This window comes from Glycomyces sp. NPDC049804 (assembly GCF_040674615.1).
In the GTDB taxonomy this organism is placed as follows: Bacteria; Actinomycetota; Actinomycetes; order Mycobacteriales; family Micromonosporaceae; genus Glycomyces; species Glycomyces niveus.
Genome location: NZ_JBFAMQ010000001.1, coordinates 52,104 through 66,133, shown reverse-complemented (window position 1 = coordinate 66,133; position 14,030 = coordinate 52,104). Strand labels below are relative to the sequence as shown.

The window sequence follows — 14,030 nt, the reverse complement described above, 5'->3', positions numbered from 1 at the left end:
CGTTCGGCCCGGCCGCGCGCCTCCCGGCCCGTATCGTTTCCGCAGGCAACGAGCGAACGAGGGGAGCTGGGCATGATCGTCGACAGCGAGGTCCGCGCGAGCGCGCAGCGGCTCGGGGCGCGCCGGGCCTGGTACGCCGCGGTGGCGGTGGTCGTCGTCGCGGCCCTGGTCGGACAGGTCGTGCTGGTCGTGCAGGGCGGGACCGACGTGAACGCCGCCGACGGCGCGCCGGAGGCGGGCCTGCCGGTGCGGCTCGTGCGGCTCTTCAGCTACTTCACGATCCAGAGCAACATCCTCGTGCTCGCGGGCGCGCTCGCTTTGGCGCTGCGGCCCGGCCGCGACAGCGCGGCGTTCCGCGTCCTGCACCTCGATGCGCTGCTGGGCATCGCGATCACCGGGATCGTGTTCGTGACCGTGCTGCTGCCGCTCGTCGAACTCGAAGGCGCGTCCCTCGCCGTGAACGCCGGGCTCCACTACTTCGCGCCGCTGGCGACCGTGCTCGGCTGGGTTCTCGTCGGCCCGCGCGGGTGGGTCGACCGCACCGCTATCGCGCGGGCGTTCGTCTGGCCGGTCGCCTGGATCGCGTACACGCTCGTCCACGGCGCCTTCACCGGCTGGTACCCGTACCCGTTCCTCGATGTGGCCGCGATCGGCTACCTGCGCGCGCTGGTGAACATCGCGGCCGTCCTCGCCATCGCGTTCGCACTGGCGCTGCTGGCCGCGTGGGCGGACCGCAAGCTGCGGCGCTTAGGCCTCGGCGCGCTTGCGGGCCTGGATCGCGATCAGGACGACCGGGACGAGCAGGAGCGCGCCGATCCACAGCACGCCGCTCGGGGCGATCGCGTCCACGACGTAGCCGCCCGCGAACGATCCGACCGCGATCGAGAGGTTGAACATGACCGTGTTCAACGAGGTCGCGATCTCGACCTCGCCGGGCTCGACCGAGTTCATGTACCAGGTCTGCAGGACCGGGGAGACCAGGCCGTATCCGATGCCCCAGAGCACGAGCACGGCCGTGGCGGAGAACAGGTCGCCGACGGCGAACGCCATGATCGCCATGCCCGCCGCCATCGCGATCCCGAGCGCCGCGAGCGTGCCGCGCAGGCGGGTGCCGATGAGCGAGCCGGACGCGACCGTCGCCACCAGCGCGGCCGCGCCGAACGCGAGGAGCAGCCCGCTGACCTGGCCCGCGGCGATGCCGTTGGCCTGGAGGATCGGGCTGACGAACGTGTAGGCGATGAAGTGGCCGGTGACGATGAAGAAGGTCAGCGCCAGGCCGATGCGCACGCCCTTGTTGGCGCGCACCAGCTTCGGGAGGGAGGCGAACGAGACCGTCGTGTTCGACGGGAGCTTCGGCACGAGCAGCGCGATCGCGGTCATCGCGACGATCGCGAGGCCCGCGAGCGCCCACATGGCGGCGCGCCAACCGAAGTGGTCGCCGATGAGGGTGCCTGCCGGGACGCCGAGCACGGTCGCGGCGCCGATGCCGCCGTAGACGGCGGCGGTCGCGCGCGGCACGTCCCGCGCGGGCACCAGGCGCAGCGCGATGCCGCCCGCGACGGCCCAGAACGCGCCGATCGAGAGGCCGACGAGGACGCGGGCCGCGAGCAGCAGTTCGAAGCCGGAGGCGAGGGCGGCGCCCACGTTCGCGCCGGCGACGAGCACGGCCAGGCCGATGAGCACGAGGCGGCGGTCGACGCGGCGGGTGACGACGATGCTCAGGGGCGCGGCGACGGCCGCGACGAGACCGGGGACGGTGACCATGAGGCCCGCGGTGCCGGCGGTGACGCCGAGTTCGGAACTGATCGGGGTGAGGAGGCCGACCGGGAGGACCTCGGAGGTCATGACGACGAAGACGCCGAGAGCGACGGCGGCGACGGCGAGCCACTGCTTGACGGTGGCGCGCTCGGGCGCGGCGGTGTCGATCGCGGTGGGAAGCGGGGTCTGGCGTTCGTCGAGGGTGGTCACGGCTGCGGCTCCAAGCGGTTTCGGTTCGGGTCGGAGTCCTGAGACTCGTTGCCGGAACCGGTCCACCACTCGGTCCGCGCTCGGTGACACGGGTTTCAGCGCGTACAGGGGCTGTGGGCCTCGCGAGGAGGCGTTCGGCCGGGAGCGGGGCTCCCTTGGCGGTGTACGTGCGTTTACCCTGGCCAGAAGCTCGATGTACTTCTGGGGCGTCGCCTTCATCCAGGGTAGCGCCGCCGCGGCCGAACCGGAATGGTGAAGTTCGTCGCATCCGCCGCCCGCGCACCTGGCGGGAAGCCGCGGCCTCGTCGCGTCGGGAGTGGCGAGGCCATGACAGACTCCTTTCTGCGTGTCACGCACACATACGGAAGGAATGGCGAGCAGATGTCAGCAGAAGGCGGCACCAAGGCGATCGTCGCGGCCCTATTGGCCAACACCGGGATCGCGGTCAGCAAGTTCGTCGCGGCGGGGATCACGGGTTCGGCGTCGATGCTGGCCGAGGGCGTCCACTCGGTGGCCGACGCGTCCAACCAGGTCCTCCTGCTCATCGGCGGCAAGGCCTCGCGGAAGGCCGCGAGCCCGGCCCACCCGTTCGGTTACGGGCGGGAACGGTACATCTACGCGTTCATCGTCTCGATCGTGCTGTTCTCGATCGGTGGCGTGTACGCGCTGTACGAGGGCTACCACAAGTTGGGTGAGCGCAGCCACGGCGAGGAGCTGCACAACCCGCTGGTCGCGGTGGTCGTGCTGGTCATCGCCATCATCCTGGAGTCGTTCTCGCTGCGCACCGCCGTGAAGGAGTCGAACGCGGTCCGCGGGAAGCAGTCGTGGCCGCAGTTCATCAAGGGCTCGCGCTCGCCCGAGCTGCCCGTGATCCTCCTGGAGGACATCGGCGCGCTCGTCGGCCTCATCTTGGCGCTCATCGGCGTCGGCCTGTCGTGGCTGACCGGGGACCTGCTGTTCGACGCGCTCGGCACCATGGCGATCGGCGTGCTGCTGGTGCTCATCGCGATCGTGCTCGCGATCGAGATCCGCTCGATGCTCATCGGCGAGTCCGCGACCCTCGAGGACATCGCGGCGATCGAGAACGCCATCAACGACGGCGAGGGCGACACCCTCATCCACCTCAAGACGCTCCACGTGGGCCCGGACGAGCTGCTGGTGGCGGCGAAGGTCGGCATCGGGACCTCGGCGACCGGCGAGCAGGTGGCCTCGCAGATCGACGCGGCCGAGGCGCGCATCCGAGCGGCCGTGCCGAAGGCGACGATCATCTACATCGAGCCGGACATCCCGCGCACGGGCGCTTAGGCTCGGACCATGGCCAAACTGGTGCTGGACCTGCACGACATCTTCAACAAGGGCGACCAGATCGAGAAGGCGCTGCGCGACGTCATCGACGAGGCGGTCGCCAAGAAGATCGACCTCGTGGAGATCATCCCGGGCAAGGGCTCGGGGCAGTTGAAGAAGAAGGTGCTGCGGTTCCTCGACCAGAAGGAGGTCAAGGCCCTGTACCACCGGGTGGACAAGGACTCGAAGAACTTCGGTCGGCTCTTCGTCCACTTCCGTCATGAGCACAGCCAGCACAAGGACAAGCGCAAGAAGCGATAGGGCTCGCAGAACGGCGGCGCGGCTTCCTCCCCCGAGGCGCGCCGCCGTTTCGCGTGCGGTTCCTAGTTGATCAGCACCCGGTCGCGCTCATTCGCCGAATCGGGCGCGCCGAGCAGTTCCAGCAGCCGCAGCACCGGTACCCGGTAGCTGTGGCCGATCCGGAGGACTTGGACGGGGAACTGCCCGTCCTTCGCCAGCCGGTAGGCGACCGTCCTGCCGATCCCGAGGATCTGCGCGGCCGTCTCGACATTCGTCATCACGCCGAGCGACTTGACGCGCTCGACGGTCCAGACCTCGTCGTCGATGACGACATCCGAAGGCCCCACCTTCGCATTCGGTGTCATGTTGGTCCTCTCTGGCGCGCCGGGCCGACACGGGGTGCATCGGCCGGGTGACGCCTAGGACCAGTCGACCCCACCCGGCACCGCCAAGTCCAGAGTGCCGCGCCGGAATTCACTCTTACGCGTGGTATCCGATTCCTCACTTGGAGGAGATCGTTTGGGCGCGAATGGGACTCATTGCCCATAACACACCGCGCTCATCACGGTGGCCTGCCGAGATGCGCTCGAACGCGAGATAGGTTAGCCTTGCCTACATGCCAGACGATGCGGGCTTGCGCGGCCGCGCCCTCCGACTCGCCTACTTCGGCGACACCGTCGTGCACGACGCCGACATCACCCTCCACGGCGGGCAGGTCACGGCCCTCCTCGGCCCCAACGGGTCCGGCAAGTCCACCCTCCTGCGCTCCCTCGCCCGCCTCCACAAGGCCGAGGCCGGGGGCGTCGAGTTCACCGACGGCACCGACGCCGCCGCACTGAGCCCCAAGGACTTCGCGCGCCGCGTCTCCCTCCTCGCCCAGTCCCGGCCCGTGCCCGGCGGCATCCGCGTCCTCGACGTCGTCGGCTACGGCCGCCACCCCCACCGCGGCCGCTGGCGCCAAGGCGACCCCGAAGGACCCGCGAAGATCCAGCGCGCCATGGAGATCTGCGGCGTCGCCGACATGGCCGAGAAGGGCGTCGAAGCGCTCTCCGGCGGCGAACGCCAGCGCGTCTGGTTCGCCTCCTGCCTCGCCCAGGACACCGCCGTGCTCCTGCTCGACGAGCCCACCAACCACCTCGACCTGCGCTACCAGGTCGAGATCCTCGACCTCGTGCGCGACCTCGCCGACGAGCACGGCACGGCCGTCGGCATCGTCCTGCACGACCTCGACCAGGCCGCGGCGGTCGCCGACCACGTGGTCCTGCTCCACGACGGCCGCGTCAAAGCCGCCGGCACCCCGGCCCAGGTCCTCACCGCCGAGCACCTCACCGCCGCCTACGGCATCGACATCCGCGTCGACGCCGACCCCGCCACCGGCCTGCTCACGGCCCGGCCCATCGGCCGGCACACCCGCAGGTTCGCCGGCACCGCCACCGAGTAGAAGGAACCCGATGCGAATCCCCCACCTCAAGCGCTCCGCCGTGCCCGCGGCACTGGCCGCCGCCGCGCTCTTCGCCGCCTCCGCCTGCGGCACCACCGAAGCGGGCGCGGGCGACGAGGCGACCACGGCCGAGGCCGGTCCCGTCTCCGTCACCGACTTCCTCGGCCGCACCGTCGAACTCGACGCGCCCGCCGCGAAGGTGGTGACCCTCGAGTGGGCCGAGACCGAGATCGCCGCCAGCCTCGGCGTCATGCCCGTCGGCGCGGCCGACCTGGAGGGGTACAACACGTGGGTCGGCGCGTCCGAGCCCATGGACGACTCGGTCGTGGACGTCGGTACCCGCCAGGAGCCGTCAGTCGACGCGATCGCCGGGCTCAGCCCCGACCTCATCATCATGGAACCGGACGACGAGAAGCTCATCGCCGGCATCGAGGAGTTCGCTCCCGTGCTGGTCGTGGAGGGCTCCAACGCGACCGACAACCTCGAGCGGATGCACCGCGACGTCGACATGATCGCGGCCCTCACCGGGAAGACCGCCGAGGCCGACGCGCTGTGGACCGAGTTCGAGGCGAAGGTCGAGGCGACCAGGACCGCCATCGAGGCCGCCGGGACCGGCAGCGTGCCCTACCTGTACGCCGACGGCTGGGTCGAGGGCGACGCGATCTCCATCCGGCCCTTCGGGACCGGCTCGCTCGTGGGCTCGCTCGCCGCGTCCGTGGGCCTGCAGAACGCGTGGACCGGCGAGACCGACCCGGCCTGGGGCCTGGGCGGCACCGACGTCGAGGGCATGGCCCAGTTCACCGACACCGAGTTGAAGTTCATCTACAACAACTCGTACAACGACAACATCTTCAACGAGAAGCTGGTCGGGAACCCCATCTGGGACGGGCTGAAGTTCGTCGAGGACGGCTCCATGTACGAACTGCCGCACAGCATCTGGACCTTCGGCGGCCCCCGCTCCTCCGGCGCGATCCTCGACTACTTCGCCGAGGTCTACGCCAGTTGAGCACCGTGAGCCCGCCGGCGCGCACCGAGGTCGCGGGGCCGAAGGCCCCGCGCCTGCTCTCGGCCGCGGCGGTCTTCACCGCCGCGGCCGGGGCGCTGGTCGCGCTGGCGGCCCTCCACCTCACCCAGGGCACGTCCGCTGTGGACGGTGGGGATCTGCTGCGGCTGCTCGCCGGCAGCGCCGATCCGGCCGTGTGGAACGTGCTCGAAGGCGCGCGCCTGCCGCGTCTGGCGGGCGCGGTGCTCACCGGCGTCGCGCTGGGCGCTTCCGGCGTGCTGCTGCAGTCGGTGGCGCGCAACCCGCTCGCGAGCCCTGACACGCTCGCGGTGAACGCGGGCGCGCACCTGGCCGTGACCGCGGTGGCGGCATTCGGGTTGACGCTGCCGCTGCTGTCCGGGATCGGCGTCGCGTTCACCGGCGCGCTGCTCACCGCGGGACTGGTGCTCGCGCTCTCGGCGGGCGGCGGCGAGTCCACCACGACCCGCCTCATCCTCGCCGGGTCCGCGACCGCGATGGCCGCGAACTCGCTCGTCTCGCTCCTCGTGCTCTTGTTCCAGGAGGAGACGACCGGCCTGTTCGCCTGGGGCTCAGGCAATCTCAACCTGGCCGGGTTCGGGAGCATCGGGCAGGCCGTGCCGCTCGTGCTCCTCGCGGTAGCGGTGGCGATGATCGCCGCGCCCCGCCTCGACCTGCTGCGACTCGGCGACGACACCGCCTCGAGCCTCGGCGTCCACGTGCGCCGCGTCCGCCTCGTCGCCGTCGTCTCCTCGCTGCTCCTCGCCTCGTGCGCGGTGACCGTGGCCGGCCCGATCGGCTTCGTGGGCCTCGCCGCGCCCGTGATCGCGCGCCAAGTGGCGGTGCGCCTGCCGGCGCTGCTCGCGCACCGCGTCCTCATCCCGTTCAGCGCCCTGTGCGGCGCGATCGTCATCGTCGCCGCCGATCTGGCCGTGCGCGCGGTCCTCGGCGCCGAGAAGAGCATCGAAGTGCCCGTGGGCGTGGCGACCACACTCCTCGGCGCGGGCGTCATGATCTGGCTCGCCCGCTCGATCGCGGGCGGCGGGGCCGAAGAGCGGCCCGCGATCCTGCACGGCGCGGCGAACCGCAGCCGGACCGCGTTCGCCCTCATCTGGATCGGCCTCACCGCCGCCGCGGTCGCCGCCCTCATCGGCGGGATGCTCGCCGGCGACACCATGCTCCTCGGCGGCGACCTCCTCAACTGGCTCGCCGGGAAGACCGGCGACTCCTATACGTGGATCATCGACCAGCGCTACCCGCGCGTCCTCGCCGCGATCCTCGCGGGCGCGGCGCTCGCATGCGCGGGCGCGGTCACGCAAGGGCTCCTGCGCAACCCGCTCGCCGAACCGGGCCTCCTCGGTGTCACGGCCGGGGCCGGCATCGGCGCGGTCGCGCTCATCACGTGGGCGCCCTCGGCGGGGGCGTGGACGGTGACCGGCGTTGCGGCCGTGGGCGGCCTGGGCGCGTTCGCGCTCGTGTACGCGCTCGCCTGGCGCGGCGGGCTGAACACGTCCCGGTTGGTGCTCATCGGCATCGGCGTCTGGTCCCTCGGCATGGCCGCGATCACCCTCATCATCCTCGCCTCGGACCCCTGGAACATCCCCAAGGCCATGACCTGGCTCTCGGGCACCACCTACGGCCGCACGGCCGACCGCCTCATCCCGCTCGCGGCGGCCCTCGTCGTGGTCCTGCCCCTGATCCTGGCCCACCGCAAGGAGATCGACCTCCTCGCCCTGGACGACGACACCCCGCGAGTCCTCGGCGTCCGTCTGGAGCGCACGCGCCTGCTCCTGCTGGGGGCGGCGGCGGTGCTGACCGCCGCCGCGGTGGCGGTGGTCGGCGTGATCGGCTTCGTAGGCCTGGTGGCCCCGCACCTCGCCCGGGCGCTGGTCGGCAGCCGGCACGCCCGCGTGCTGCCGGTCTCGATCCTCCTCGGCACCCTGCTCGTGAGCCTCGCGGACACGGTGGGCCGCACCGTGATCGCCCCCGCTCAGATCCCGGCGGGTCTCGTCTGCGCCCTCATCGGCACCCCCTACTTCATCTGGCTCCTGTGGAGGACCCGGACGAGGACGTGAAATGACCGCGCAGCCGCTCGGCGTACACCCGGCGGTCCGCCGGGTCGGCCCAGCCGGGCAGCGGCGGGCTCTGGTAGAGGCGGTCGCCCTCATAGCGCGGGAAGACGTGGACGTGCAGGTGCCAGACGTCCTGGTTCCCGGCGGGCTCGTTGTGCTGGCGCGTGGAGACGCCGTCGCAGCCGTACGTCGCGCGGATCGCGACGGCGACCTCCCGCACCAGGTCGCCCACGGCCCGATAAGCCTCGGCGGGAATCGAGTACAGGTTCTCGTGGTGCGCGGTCGGCACCACGAGGACGTGCCCGGGGTTGCGCGGCCACCAGCGCGGCGACACGAACGCCGCCGCGTGCTCGGTGCGCCGCACGATGTCCTCCACATTGGCGACGCCGTCGCCGTGCCCCGCAAGCAGATTGCAGAACGGGCAGTGATACCCGGGCGGTTCGTGGGACTCCATCGCACCACGGTAGCCGTGATGCGGGTCCGGGAAGTTCGCTCTGCGGGTCGAGCCGTGTTCACCTGGGATTCACGGCCGGGCAGCAGCATCGAGTCGACAACTGCACCCCGATTCGAGGAGACGCCTTGCTTTCCCGACTGCTCCCCCTCACCGCCTTCGGCACGGCCGCCGTGCTGGTGTGCGCCGCGTCCGCGCAGGCGCATCAGCGATCCGACGAGGACCTGACCGCCGAGCTCGAGACGCCCGCGCTGTGGGCCGAGGACGACGCCGACGCCGACGACCCCGCGATCTGGGTGGACCAGGACGACCCTGAGGACAGCCTCGTCATCACCACCGCGAAGGAGGCGGGCCTGTACGTCTACGACCTCGAAGGCGAAGCGGTCCAGCACATCGCGCCCAAGCCCGCCCCCGGCGAGGACGACGCGCCCGGCCGCTACAACAACGTCGACCTCGTGCGCGGCTTCGAACTCGGCGGCGAGCGCGTCGACCTCGCCGTCGCCTCCGACAGGGGCATGGACGACATCGGGATCTTCGTCATCGACGACGGCGAACTCGTCGAAGTCACCGACCCGGACGAGGGCTGGATCTTCTCCGAGTCCCAGGCCGAGGTCAACGACGAGCACACCGCGTACGGCTTGACGACGTGGCAAGACGCGACCGGTGCGTACGCGCTCGTCAGCCGCAACTCCGAGACCGAGGTCGCCCTGCTCAAGCTCGTCGCGAACGGCGACACCGTCGGCTGGGAGAAGGTCCGCACCCTCGCCCTCCCCGCCGAGTTCACCATGCCCGACGGCTCCACCTGGACCACCTGCGACGACCCCGGCCAGTACGCGCAGGTCGAAGGCATGGTCGTCGACAAGACCACCGGCACCGCCTACCTCGGCCAGGAGCTCGTCGGCATCTGGAAGGTCGGCGCCGACCTCACCGGCGAACCCGAACTCGTCGACACCGCAGTCGAATTCGGCCTCCCCGGCGCCTACAACGCCGAAACCGACGAGTGCGAGTACGGCGCGAACCCCGGCTTCGGCGGCGAGCACCTCCGCACCGACATCGAAGGCCTGACCATCTACTACACCGGCCGCGGCAAGGGCTACCTCCTCGCCTCAAGCCAGGGCGACGACACCTACGCCGTCTACACGATCGAAGGCGGCAACGCCTACCTCGGCTCCTTCGCCATCGGCGACGGCGACGTGGACGGCACCCAGCACAGCGACGGCGCCGACGTCGTCAACGTCTCGCTCCCCGGCTTCGACGGCGGCCTCCTCGTCGTCCAGGACGGCGACAACACCCCCGAAGGCACGGACGAATCCAGCACCAACTTCAAGTACGTCGAGTGGGACGACGTGGCCGAGGACTCCGGTCTCGGCCTCGCCAAGGCCCGCGGACGCCGCTAGCCGCACCCCCGCACCGCGCCGCCGGGGCCCCAGGACCCGGCGGCGCCCCCTATTCGCTCGGCAGCGGCGCGGCGCTCGAGCGGACCTTCCACGCCGCCACCGGCGTGAAGCAGACGGTGACCAGCAGCGCCCAGGCCCACAGCTTCGAGAGGTGCACCGGCTCCCAGCCGTCCGCCTGGTGCGGGTACACCCACGCGCCGAAATAGGTCCCGATGTTCTCCGCGATCCACAGGAACACCGCGATGAGCGTGAACGACAGCGCGAGCGGCATCCGGTACTCCGCGTCGCCCACCGTGAAATGCACCCACGTGCCCAGCGTGATGAACAGCAGCAGCACCGTGAGCGCCAGCCGGATGTCGAACAGCCAGCCGCTCGACAGGAAGTTCAGGTAGATCAGCAGGCTCACCGCCGTGGTCGCCCACAGCCGGTACCCCTCGATCCGCAGCCGCAGCAGCCGCCACGACCGGCACACGAAACTGCCCACCGCCGCGTACATGAACCCGCTGTACAGCGGCACGCCGCCGACCGCGAGCACCCCCAGATCCGGGTACGTCCAGGAGCCGATCGCCACCTTCACCAGCTCGAACCCCAGGCCGAGCGCGTGGAAGCCCGTGACGAGCAGCAGCTCCTTCCACGTGTCGGAGCTGAACAGCAGGAAGAACAGGGTCATGCCCATCCCGTAGACGAACAGCGCGTCACCGCGCTCCATCGGCAGCGGCACGACCGCCGAGGCCGCCAGGCCGAGGAAGATCGCCACCGCGAAGACGCACGCGCGCGCCTCCAGCAGCCCGAATCGCCACAATTGCCCTGTCAAGCGGCCCAGGGTGAACGGCGTCCGCTCGCGGCCCGGCCGCATCCTCCAGAAGAACGACACCGTCCTATCGTGACGGACCCTCGCGTCCCTGCCAAGCCCCTCGGGCGGCCTACTTCGGCTTGCGCGCCACGATGAGGTCGCGGTTGATGGCCTGGTCGACCCGGTGCTCGAAGTCGAGGAACGGCGCCGCGTCCATCACCTCCAGGCCCGCGTCCTCAAGGATCGAGGCGAGATCGGGACGGCTCGTCGTGTACAGGTTCCACGAGATCCCCATTGCCCCGCCCCGGCGCAGCAGCGCCGCCCACACCGGCACCGCCGCCTCGAGCACCTCCGTCGGCTTGCGCGTCAACGCCCGCGTGTCCTTCACCGCCGCGTGCTGCACCCCGTACGGCGCGTCAGTCACGACCAGGTCGAACGCGCCGCGCTTGAACACCTCGCCGGACCGCACCGTGTCCGCGTTGACGATCTCCAGCACCTGCAGGTCCCCCGCCCGGTGGCGCTCCTTCGTCGCCGCGAACTCCACCCGGGTGCGCTGGCCGACCCCGCGGCCCTCGCGCTTGACCCGGCTCGACACCGCGGTGTGCTTGAGCCGCTTGTCCTTCAGCCACCGCTGCACGAACGCGCCGTACGCCTCGAAGTCGCGCTTGTCGACCTCCACGCCGAACGCGTCCCAGCCGTACATCGCGGCCTGGTTGAGCGTCGTCCCGCGCCCGCACATCGGGTCGAACACCTTCACCGGCCCGCCGAGGAGCCGGTCGGGCTCGAGCGCCACCGCGGCGGTCACATTGAGCAGCAGCTTCGTGAACTGCTCGTTCGTCTTCCCCACGTACTTGAGGATCGAGACCAGGTCGTCGTCGTAGCGGTCGAGCCGCTCCACCGCGATCGGCTCGAGCAGGTCCCCGCGGACCGCGAACAGCGCGAACAGGGACGAGAGGTTCGCCAGCAGGCGCAGGTCGCGCCCGCTCAGCGTGTCCGAGCGGAAGGTCAGGTACGCGACGCCGCCGATGAGCGCCTCCTCGACCTCGGCGATCTCGCCGTCGAGCGCGTGGGCGCTGAAGACGCGGATCTCGTTCGCCGCCATGCGGGCGGCGGTGCGCGCGTACACGCGGTTGGCGGAGGGCGATATCAACATCGCGTACTGCTGCATCGGCTTGCGAACCTTCACGGACTCTCGGACACGGAGAAGGCCCCGGCCTGCCGGCAGGGGCCTTGATCAGCGTGACCTTAGCAAACACCCCGGGAGAGGTCGCCCCGATCCCGCCGTCTCGCTCCCGTGCGCGGCGGGAGGCGGGCACTGCCCGCGCCCCGCCGCCCGCCGTCCTAGGCGTAGAAGTCCGGGCGCTCCGGCAGTTCGATCGGCACGATCTCGCCCGAGTGCAGCGAGCGCACCGCCGCGTCCACGACCACGGTGGCCGCGAACCCGTCCCACGAGCTCGGGCCGGTCGGCTCCTCGCCCGCGAGCAGGTGGTCGATCCAGTCCTGGAGCTCGACGTCGAAGGCGTCGGCGAACCGGTCGCCGAACTCCTGCAGCACCTCGGTGCTCGCCTTGGCGGCCTTGCGGACCACCGGCGCGGCCGGGTCCGGCAGGCGCACCGCGCCCTCCTCGCCCACGATCTCGCACTGGATGTCGTAGCCGTACTGGCAGTTCACGAACGCCTCGACGTCGACGCGCGCGCCCGAAGCGGTCTCGAACAGGAAGATCTGCGGGTCCTGCAGGTGCGGGAACCGCTTGGAGGTCTTGCGCGGCAGCACCGTCTGCACCGACGCGAACTCCTCGCCCAGCAGCCAGCGCAGCGCGTCCACCTCGTGCACGGCAGTGTCCTTCGCAGCCATCTCGGTCGTGTACGCCTCGCGCACATACGGATTGCGGTGCACGCAGTGCGCCATCAGCGGCTCGCCGATCTCCCCGGCGTCCAGGACCCGCTTCATCTGCCGGTACCCGGCGTCGTAGCGGCGCATGAACCCCACCTGCACGAGGCGGCGCCCCGCCTCCTGCTCGGCCTTGAGGATCCGCAGGCCGTCCGTGATCTCGGTGATGAGCGGCTTCTCGCAGAACACCGGCTTGCCGGCCGCGATCGAGGCCAGCACCTGCTCGGCGTGCGCAGGGCCCCATGAGGTCACGACCACCGCCTCGACCTCCGGGTCCGCGATCAGGCGGTCGGCGGCGTCGACGACGCGCGCGCCGACCGAGGCCGCGACCCGCTGCGCCGACGCCGGGTCGATGTCCGAGACCGCGACGACCCGCGCCCCGGCCACGGCGTTCGCCAGGCGGTGCACGTGCTGCTCGCCGATCCAGCCGGTGCCGATCAGGCCGATGCCGATGCTCATGGTGCTCCTCTTCGTTCGGGTTGGCTTAGGACTGCTGGCGGCTCGCGCCGAGCCCGCAGCCGTTGAGGTACTTGCGGGTGCGCACCGCGATCGGGAAGGGCACGTCAGGCTCGCACGGGTAGAGGTCCTGCTCGACGATGACGAACAGCTGAGCGTCCAACTTGGACAGTTCGGCGACGATGTCGGCCGGGTTCGGCACGCCCGCGGGCGGCTCGACGCACACGCCGCGCTTGACGGCCTCGCCGAATCCCAGGCCCTCGTCGCTCACCTGCCGCAGGATCTCGGGGTCCATCTGCTTGATGTGGACGTAGCCGACGCGCTCGCCGTAGCGGCGGATCAGGTCCACGTTGTCGCCGCCGCCGTACGCCACATGGCCCGTGTCCAGGCACAGCGACACGAAATCCGAGTCGGTGCCGTCCAGGAACGTCTCGATCTGCGGCTGGGTCATGATCTGGCAGTCCGCGTGCGGGTGCAGGGCGATCGTGACCCCGTACTCCTCGAACATCTGCTTGCCGATGCGGTTCGCCGTGGCGTGCACGGTCTTCCACTGGGCGGCGTCCCATTCGGTGACGTCGTTGACCGCGTCGGTCTTCTCGTCGCGGAACAGCGGCGGGATGAACACGACGTGCTTCGCGCCCTGCGAGGCCGTCAGCTTCGCGACCTTCGAGACGATGCCGATGGTCTCGTCGAACTTCTCGGGCCGGTGCAGGTTCCCGAACACGGTCCCGCCGGAGACCTTGAGTCCGCGCTTGCCCACCTCGTCGGCGAGCACATCCGGGTCGGTCGGCAGGTACCCGTACGGTCCGAGCTCGAGCCACTCGTAGCCGGCGCCCTGCAGCTCGTCCAGGAACTGCTCGTACGGCAGCTGCCGGTCGTCCTCGGGGAACCACACGCCCCACGAGTCGGGGGCCGAGCCCAGTCGGAGATTCGGGGCTTGAGTCGACATTGACGTGC

Annotated in this window: 13 protein-coding genes and 1 pseudogene; 7 read left to right on the top strand and 7 right to left on the bottom strand. The window is 70.8% G+C overall.

The genetic code is table 11. From position 1 onward, the window contains the following. Nucleotides 1-72: 72 nt before the first annotated feature. A pseudogene (locus AB0K52_RS00305) lies at nt 73-723 on the top strand (Pr6Pr family membrane protein); the annotation flags it as partial. Nucleotides 724-747: 24 nt separating this feature from the next. On the opposite strand, the gene AB0K52_RS00300 reads toward AB0K52_RS00305, so the two are convergent. Continuing rightward, on the bottom strand, nt 748-1,968 hold the full coding sequence (locus AB0K52_RS00300; RefSeq protein ID WP_363523955.1) for an MFS transporter: 1,221 nt from the start codon (nt 1,966-1,968) through the stop codon (nt 748-750). A gap of 381 nt (nt 1,969-2,349) precedes the next feature. On the opposite strand from AB0K52_RS00300, the gene AB0K52_RS00295 reads away from it, so the two are divergent. Next, nucleotides 2,350-3,273, top strand: a complete 924-nt coding sequence (locus tag AB0K52_RS00295) for a cation diffusion facilitator family transporter (protein WP_363523952.1) — start codon at nt 2,350-2,352, stop codon at nt 3,271-3,273. A 9-nt stretch (nt 3,274-3,282) separates the two neighbouring features. Continuing rightward, nucleotides 3,283-3,573, top strand: coding sequence for a Smr/MutS family protein (locus AB0K52_RS00290; RefSeq protein ID WP_363523949.1), 291 nt, complete (start codon nt 3,283-3,285; stop codon nt 3,571-3,573). A 62-nt stretch (nt 3,574-3,635) separates the two neighbouring features. On the opposite strand, the gene AB0K52_RS00285 is transcribed toward AB0K52_RS00290, so the two are convergent. Further along, the gene (locus tag AB0K52_RS00285; RefSeq protein ID WP_363523946.1) at nt 3,636-3,917 is read right to left on the bottom strand and encodes a helix-turn-helix domain-containing protein; all 282 of its coding nucleotides are present in this window, start codon (nt 3,915-3,917) and stop codon (nt 3,636-3,638) included. Between the two features lie 251 nt (nt 3,918-4,168). Here AB0K52_RS00285 and AB0K52_RS00280 point away from each other — a divergent pair, with 251 nt between their 5' ends. The 3 genes from AB0K52_RS00280 to AB0K52_RS00270 are packed head-to-tail and all read left to right on the top strand — an operon-like array spanning nt 4,169 to nt 8,089. Then, nucleotides 4,169-4,993, top strand: coding sequence for an ABC transporter ATP-binding protein (locus tag AB0K52_RS00280; protein ID WP_363523943.1), 825 nt, complete (start codon nt 4,169-4,171; stop codon nt 4,991-4,993). Between the two features lie 10 nt (nt 4,994-5,003). Next, complete coding sequence (locus tag AB0K52_RS00275; RefSeq protein ID WP_363523940.1) at nt 5,004-5,999, top strand: iron-siderophore ABC transporter substrate-binding protein; 996 nt, start codon at nt 5,004-5,006, stop codon at nt 5,997-5,999. Between the two features lie 5 nt (nt 6,000-6,004). Then, on the top strand, nt 6,005-8,089 hold the full coding sequence (locus AB0K52_RS00270; protein WP_363525005.1) for an iron ABC transporter permease: 2,085 nt from the start codon (nt 6,005-6,007) through the stop codon (nt 8,087-8,089). On the opposite strand, the gene AB0K52_RS00265 is transcribed toward AB0K52_RS00270, so the two are convergent. Continuing rightward, nucleotides 8,052-8,540: an HIT family protein gene (locus tag AB0K52_RS00265; RefSeq protein WP_363523937.1), complete on the bottom strand. Its 489-nt coding sequence runs from the start codon at nt 8,538-8,540 to the stop codon at nt 8,052-8,054. The genes AB0K52_RS00270 and AB0K52_RS00265 overlap by 38 nt on opposite strands. Before the next feature lie 125 nt (nt 8,541-8,665). On the opposite strand from AB0K52_RS00265, the gene AB0K52_RS00260 reads away from it, so the two are divergent. After that, nucleotides 8,666-9,934: a phytase gene (locus AB0K52_RS00260; RefSeq protein ID WP_363523934.1), complete on the top strand. Its 1,269-nt coding sequence runs from the start codon at nt 8,666-8,668 to the stop codon at nt 9,932-9,934. 49 nt (nt 9,935-9,983) lie between these two features. Here the strand turns inward: AB0K52_RS00260 and AB0K52_RS00255 are convergent, their stop codons facing one another. From AB0K52_RS00255 to AB0K52_RS00240, 4 genes are all read right to left on the bottom strand, one after another. Then, nucleotides 9,984-10,808 carry a DUF817 domain-containing protein gene (locus AB0K52_RS00255; RefSeq protein WP_363523931.1) on the bottom strand — a complete coding sequence of 275 codons (825 nt, stop codon included), beginning with the start codon at nt 10,806-10,808 and terminating at the stop codon, nt 9,984-9,986. 49 nt (nt 10,809-10,857) lie between these two features. Then, nucleotides 10,858-11,895, bottom strand: a complete 1,038-nt coding sequence (locus AB0K52_RS00250) for an SAM-dependent methyltransferase (RefSeq protein WP_363523928.1) — start codon at nt 11,893-11,895, stop codon at nt 10,858-10,860. 173 nt (nt 11,896-12,068) lie between these two features. Beyond that, nucleotides 12,069-13,076: a Gfo/Idh/MocA family oxidoreductase gene (locus AB0K52_RS00245; protein ID WP_363523925.1), complete on the bottom strand. Its 1,008-nt coding sequence runs from the start codon at nt 13,074-13,076 to the stop codon at nt 12,069-12,071. A 25-nt stretch (nt 13,077-13,101) separates the two neighbouring features. After that, nucleotides 13,102-14,022 (bottom strand): TIM barrel protein, encoded by a 921-nt coding sequence (locus AB0K52_RS00240; RefSeq protein WP_363523923.1) that lies wholly within the window; start codon nt 14,020-14,022, stop codon nt 13,102-13,104. Nucleotides 14,023-14,030: the final 8 nt, after the last annotated feature.

Coding starts and splice junctions, on each gene's coding strand:
- AB0K52_RS00295 (WP_363523952.1), top strand. CDS start 2,350: ATGTCAGCAGAAGGCGGCACCAAGGCGATCGTCGCGGCCCTATTGGCC.
- AB0K52_RS00290 (WP_363523949.1), top strand. CDS start 3,283: ATGGCCAAACTGGTGCTGGACCTGCACGACATCTTCAACAAGGGCGAC.
- AB0K52_RS00285 (WP_363523946.1), bottom strand. CDS start 3,917: ATGACACCGAATGCGAAGGTGGGGCCTTCGGATGTCGTCATCGACGAC.
- AB0K52_RS00280 (WP_363523943.1), top strand. CDS start 4,169: ATGCCAGACGATGCGGGCTTGCGCGGCCGCGCCCTCCGACTCGCCTAC.
- AB0K52_RS00275 (WP_363523940.1), top strand. CDS start 5,004: ATGCGAATCCCCCACCTCAAGCGCTCCGCCGTGCCCGCGGCACTGGCC.
- AB0K52_RS00265 (WP_363523937.1), bottom strand. CDS start 8,540: ATGGAGTCCCACGAACCGCCCGGGTATCACTGCCCGTTCTGCAATCTG.
- AB0K52_RS00250 (WP_363523928.1), bottom strand. CDS start 11,895: ATGCAGCAGTACGCGATGTTGATATCGCCCTCCGCCAACCGCGTGTAC.
- AB0K52_RS00245 (WP_363523925.1), bottom strand. CDS start 13,076: ATGAGCATCGGCATCGGCCTGATCGGCACCGGCTGGATCGGCGAGCAG.
- AB0K52_RS00240 (WP_363523923.1), bottom strand. CDS start 14,022: ATGTCGACTCAAGCCCCGAATCTCCGACTGGGCTCGGCCCCCGACTCG.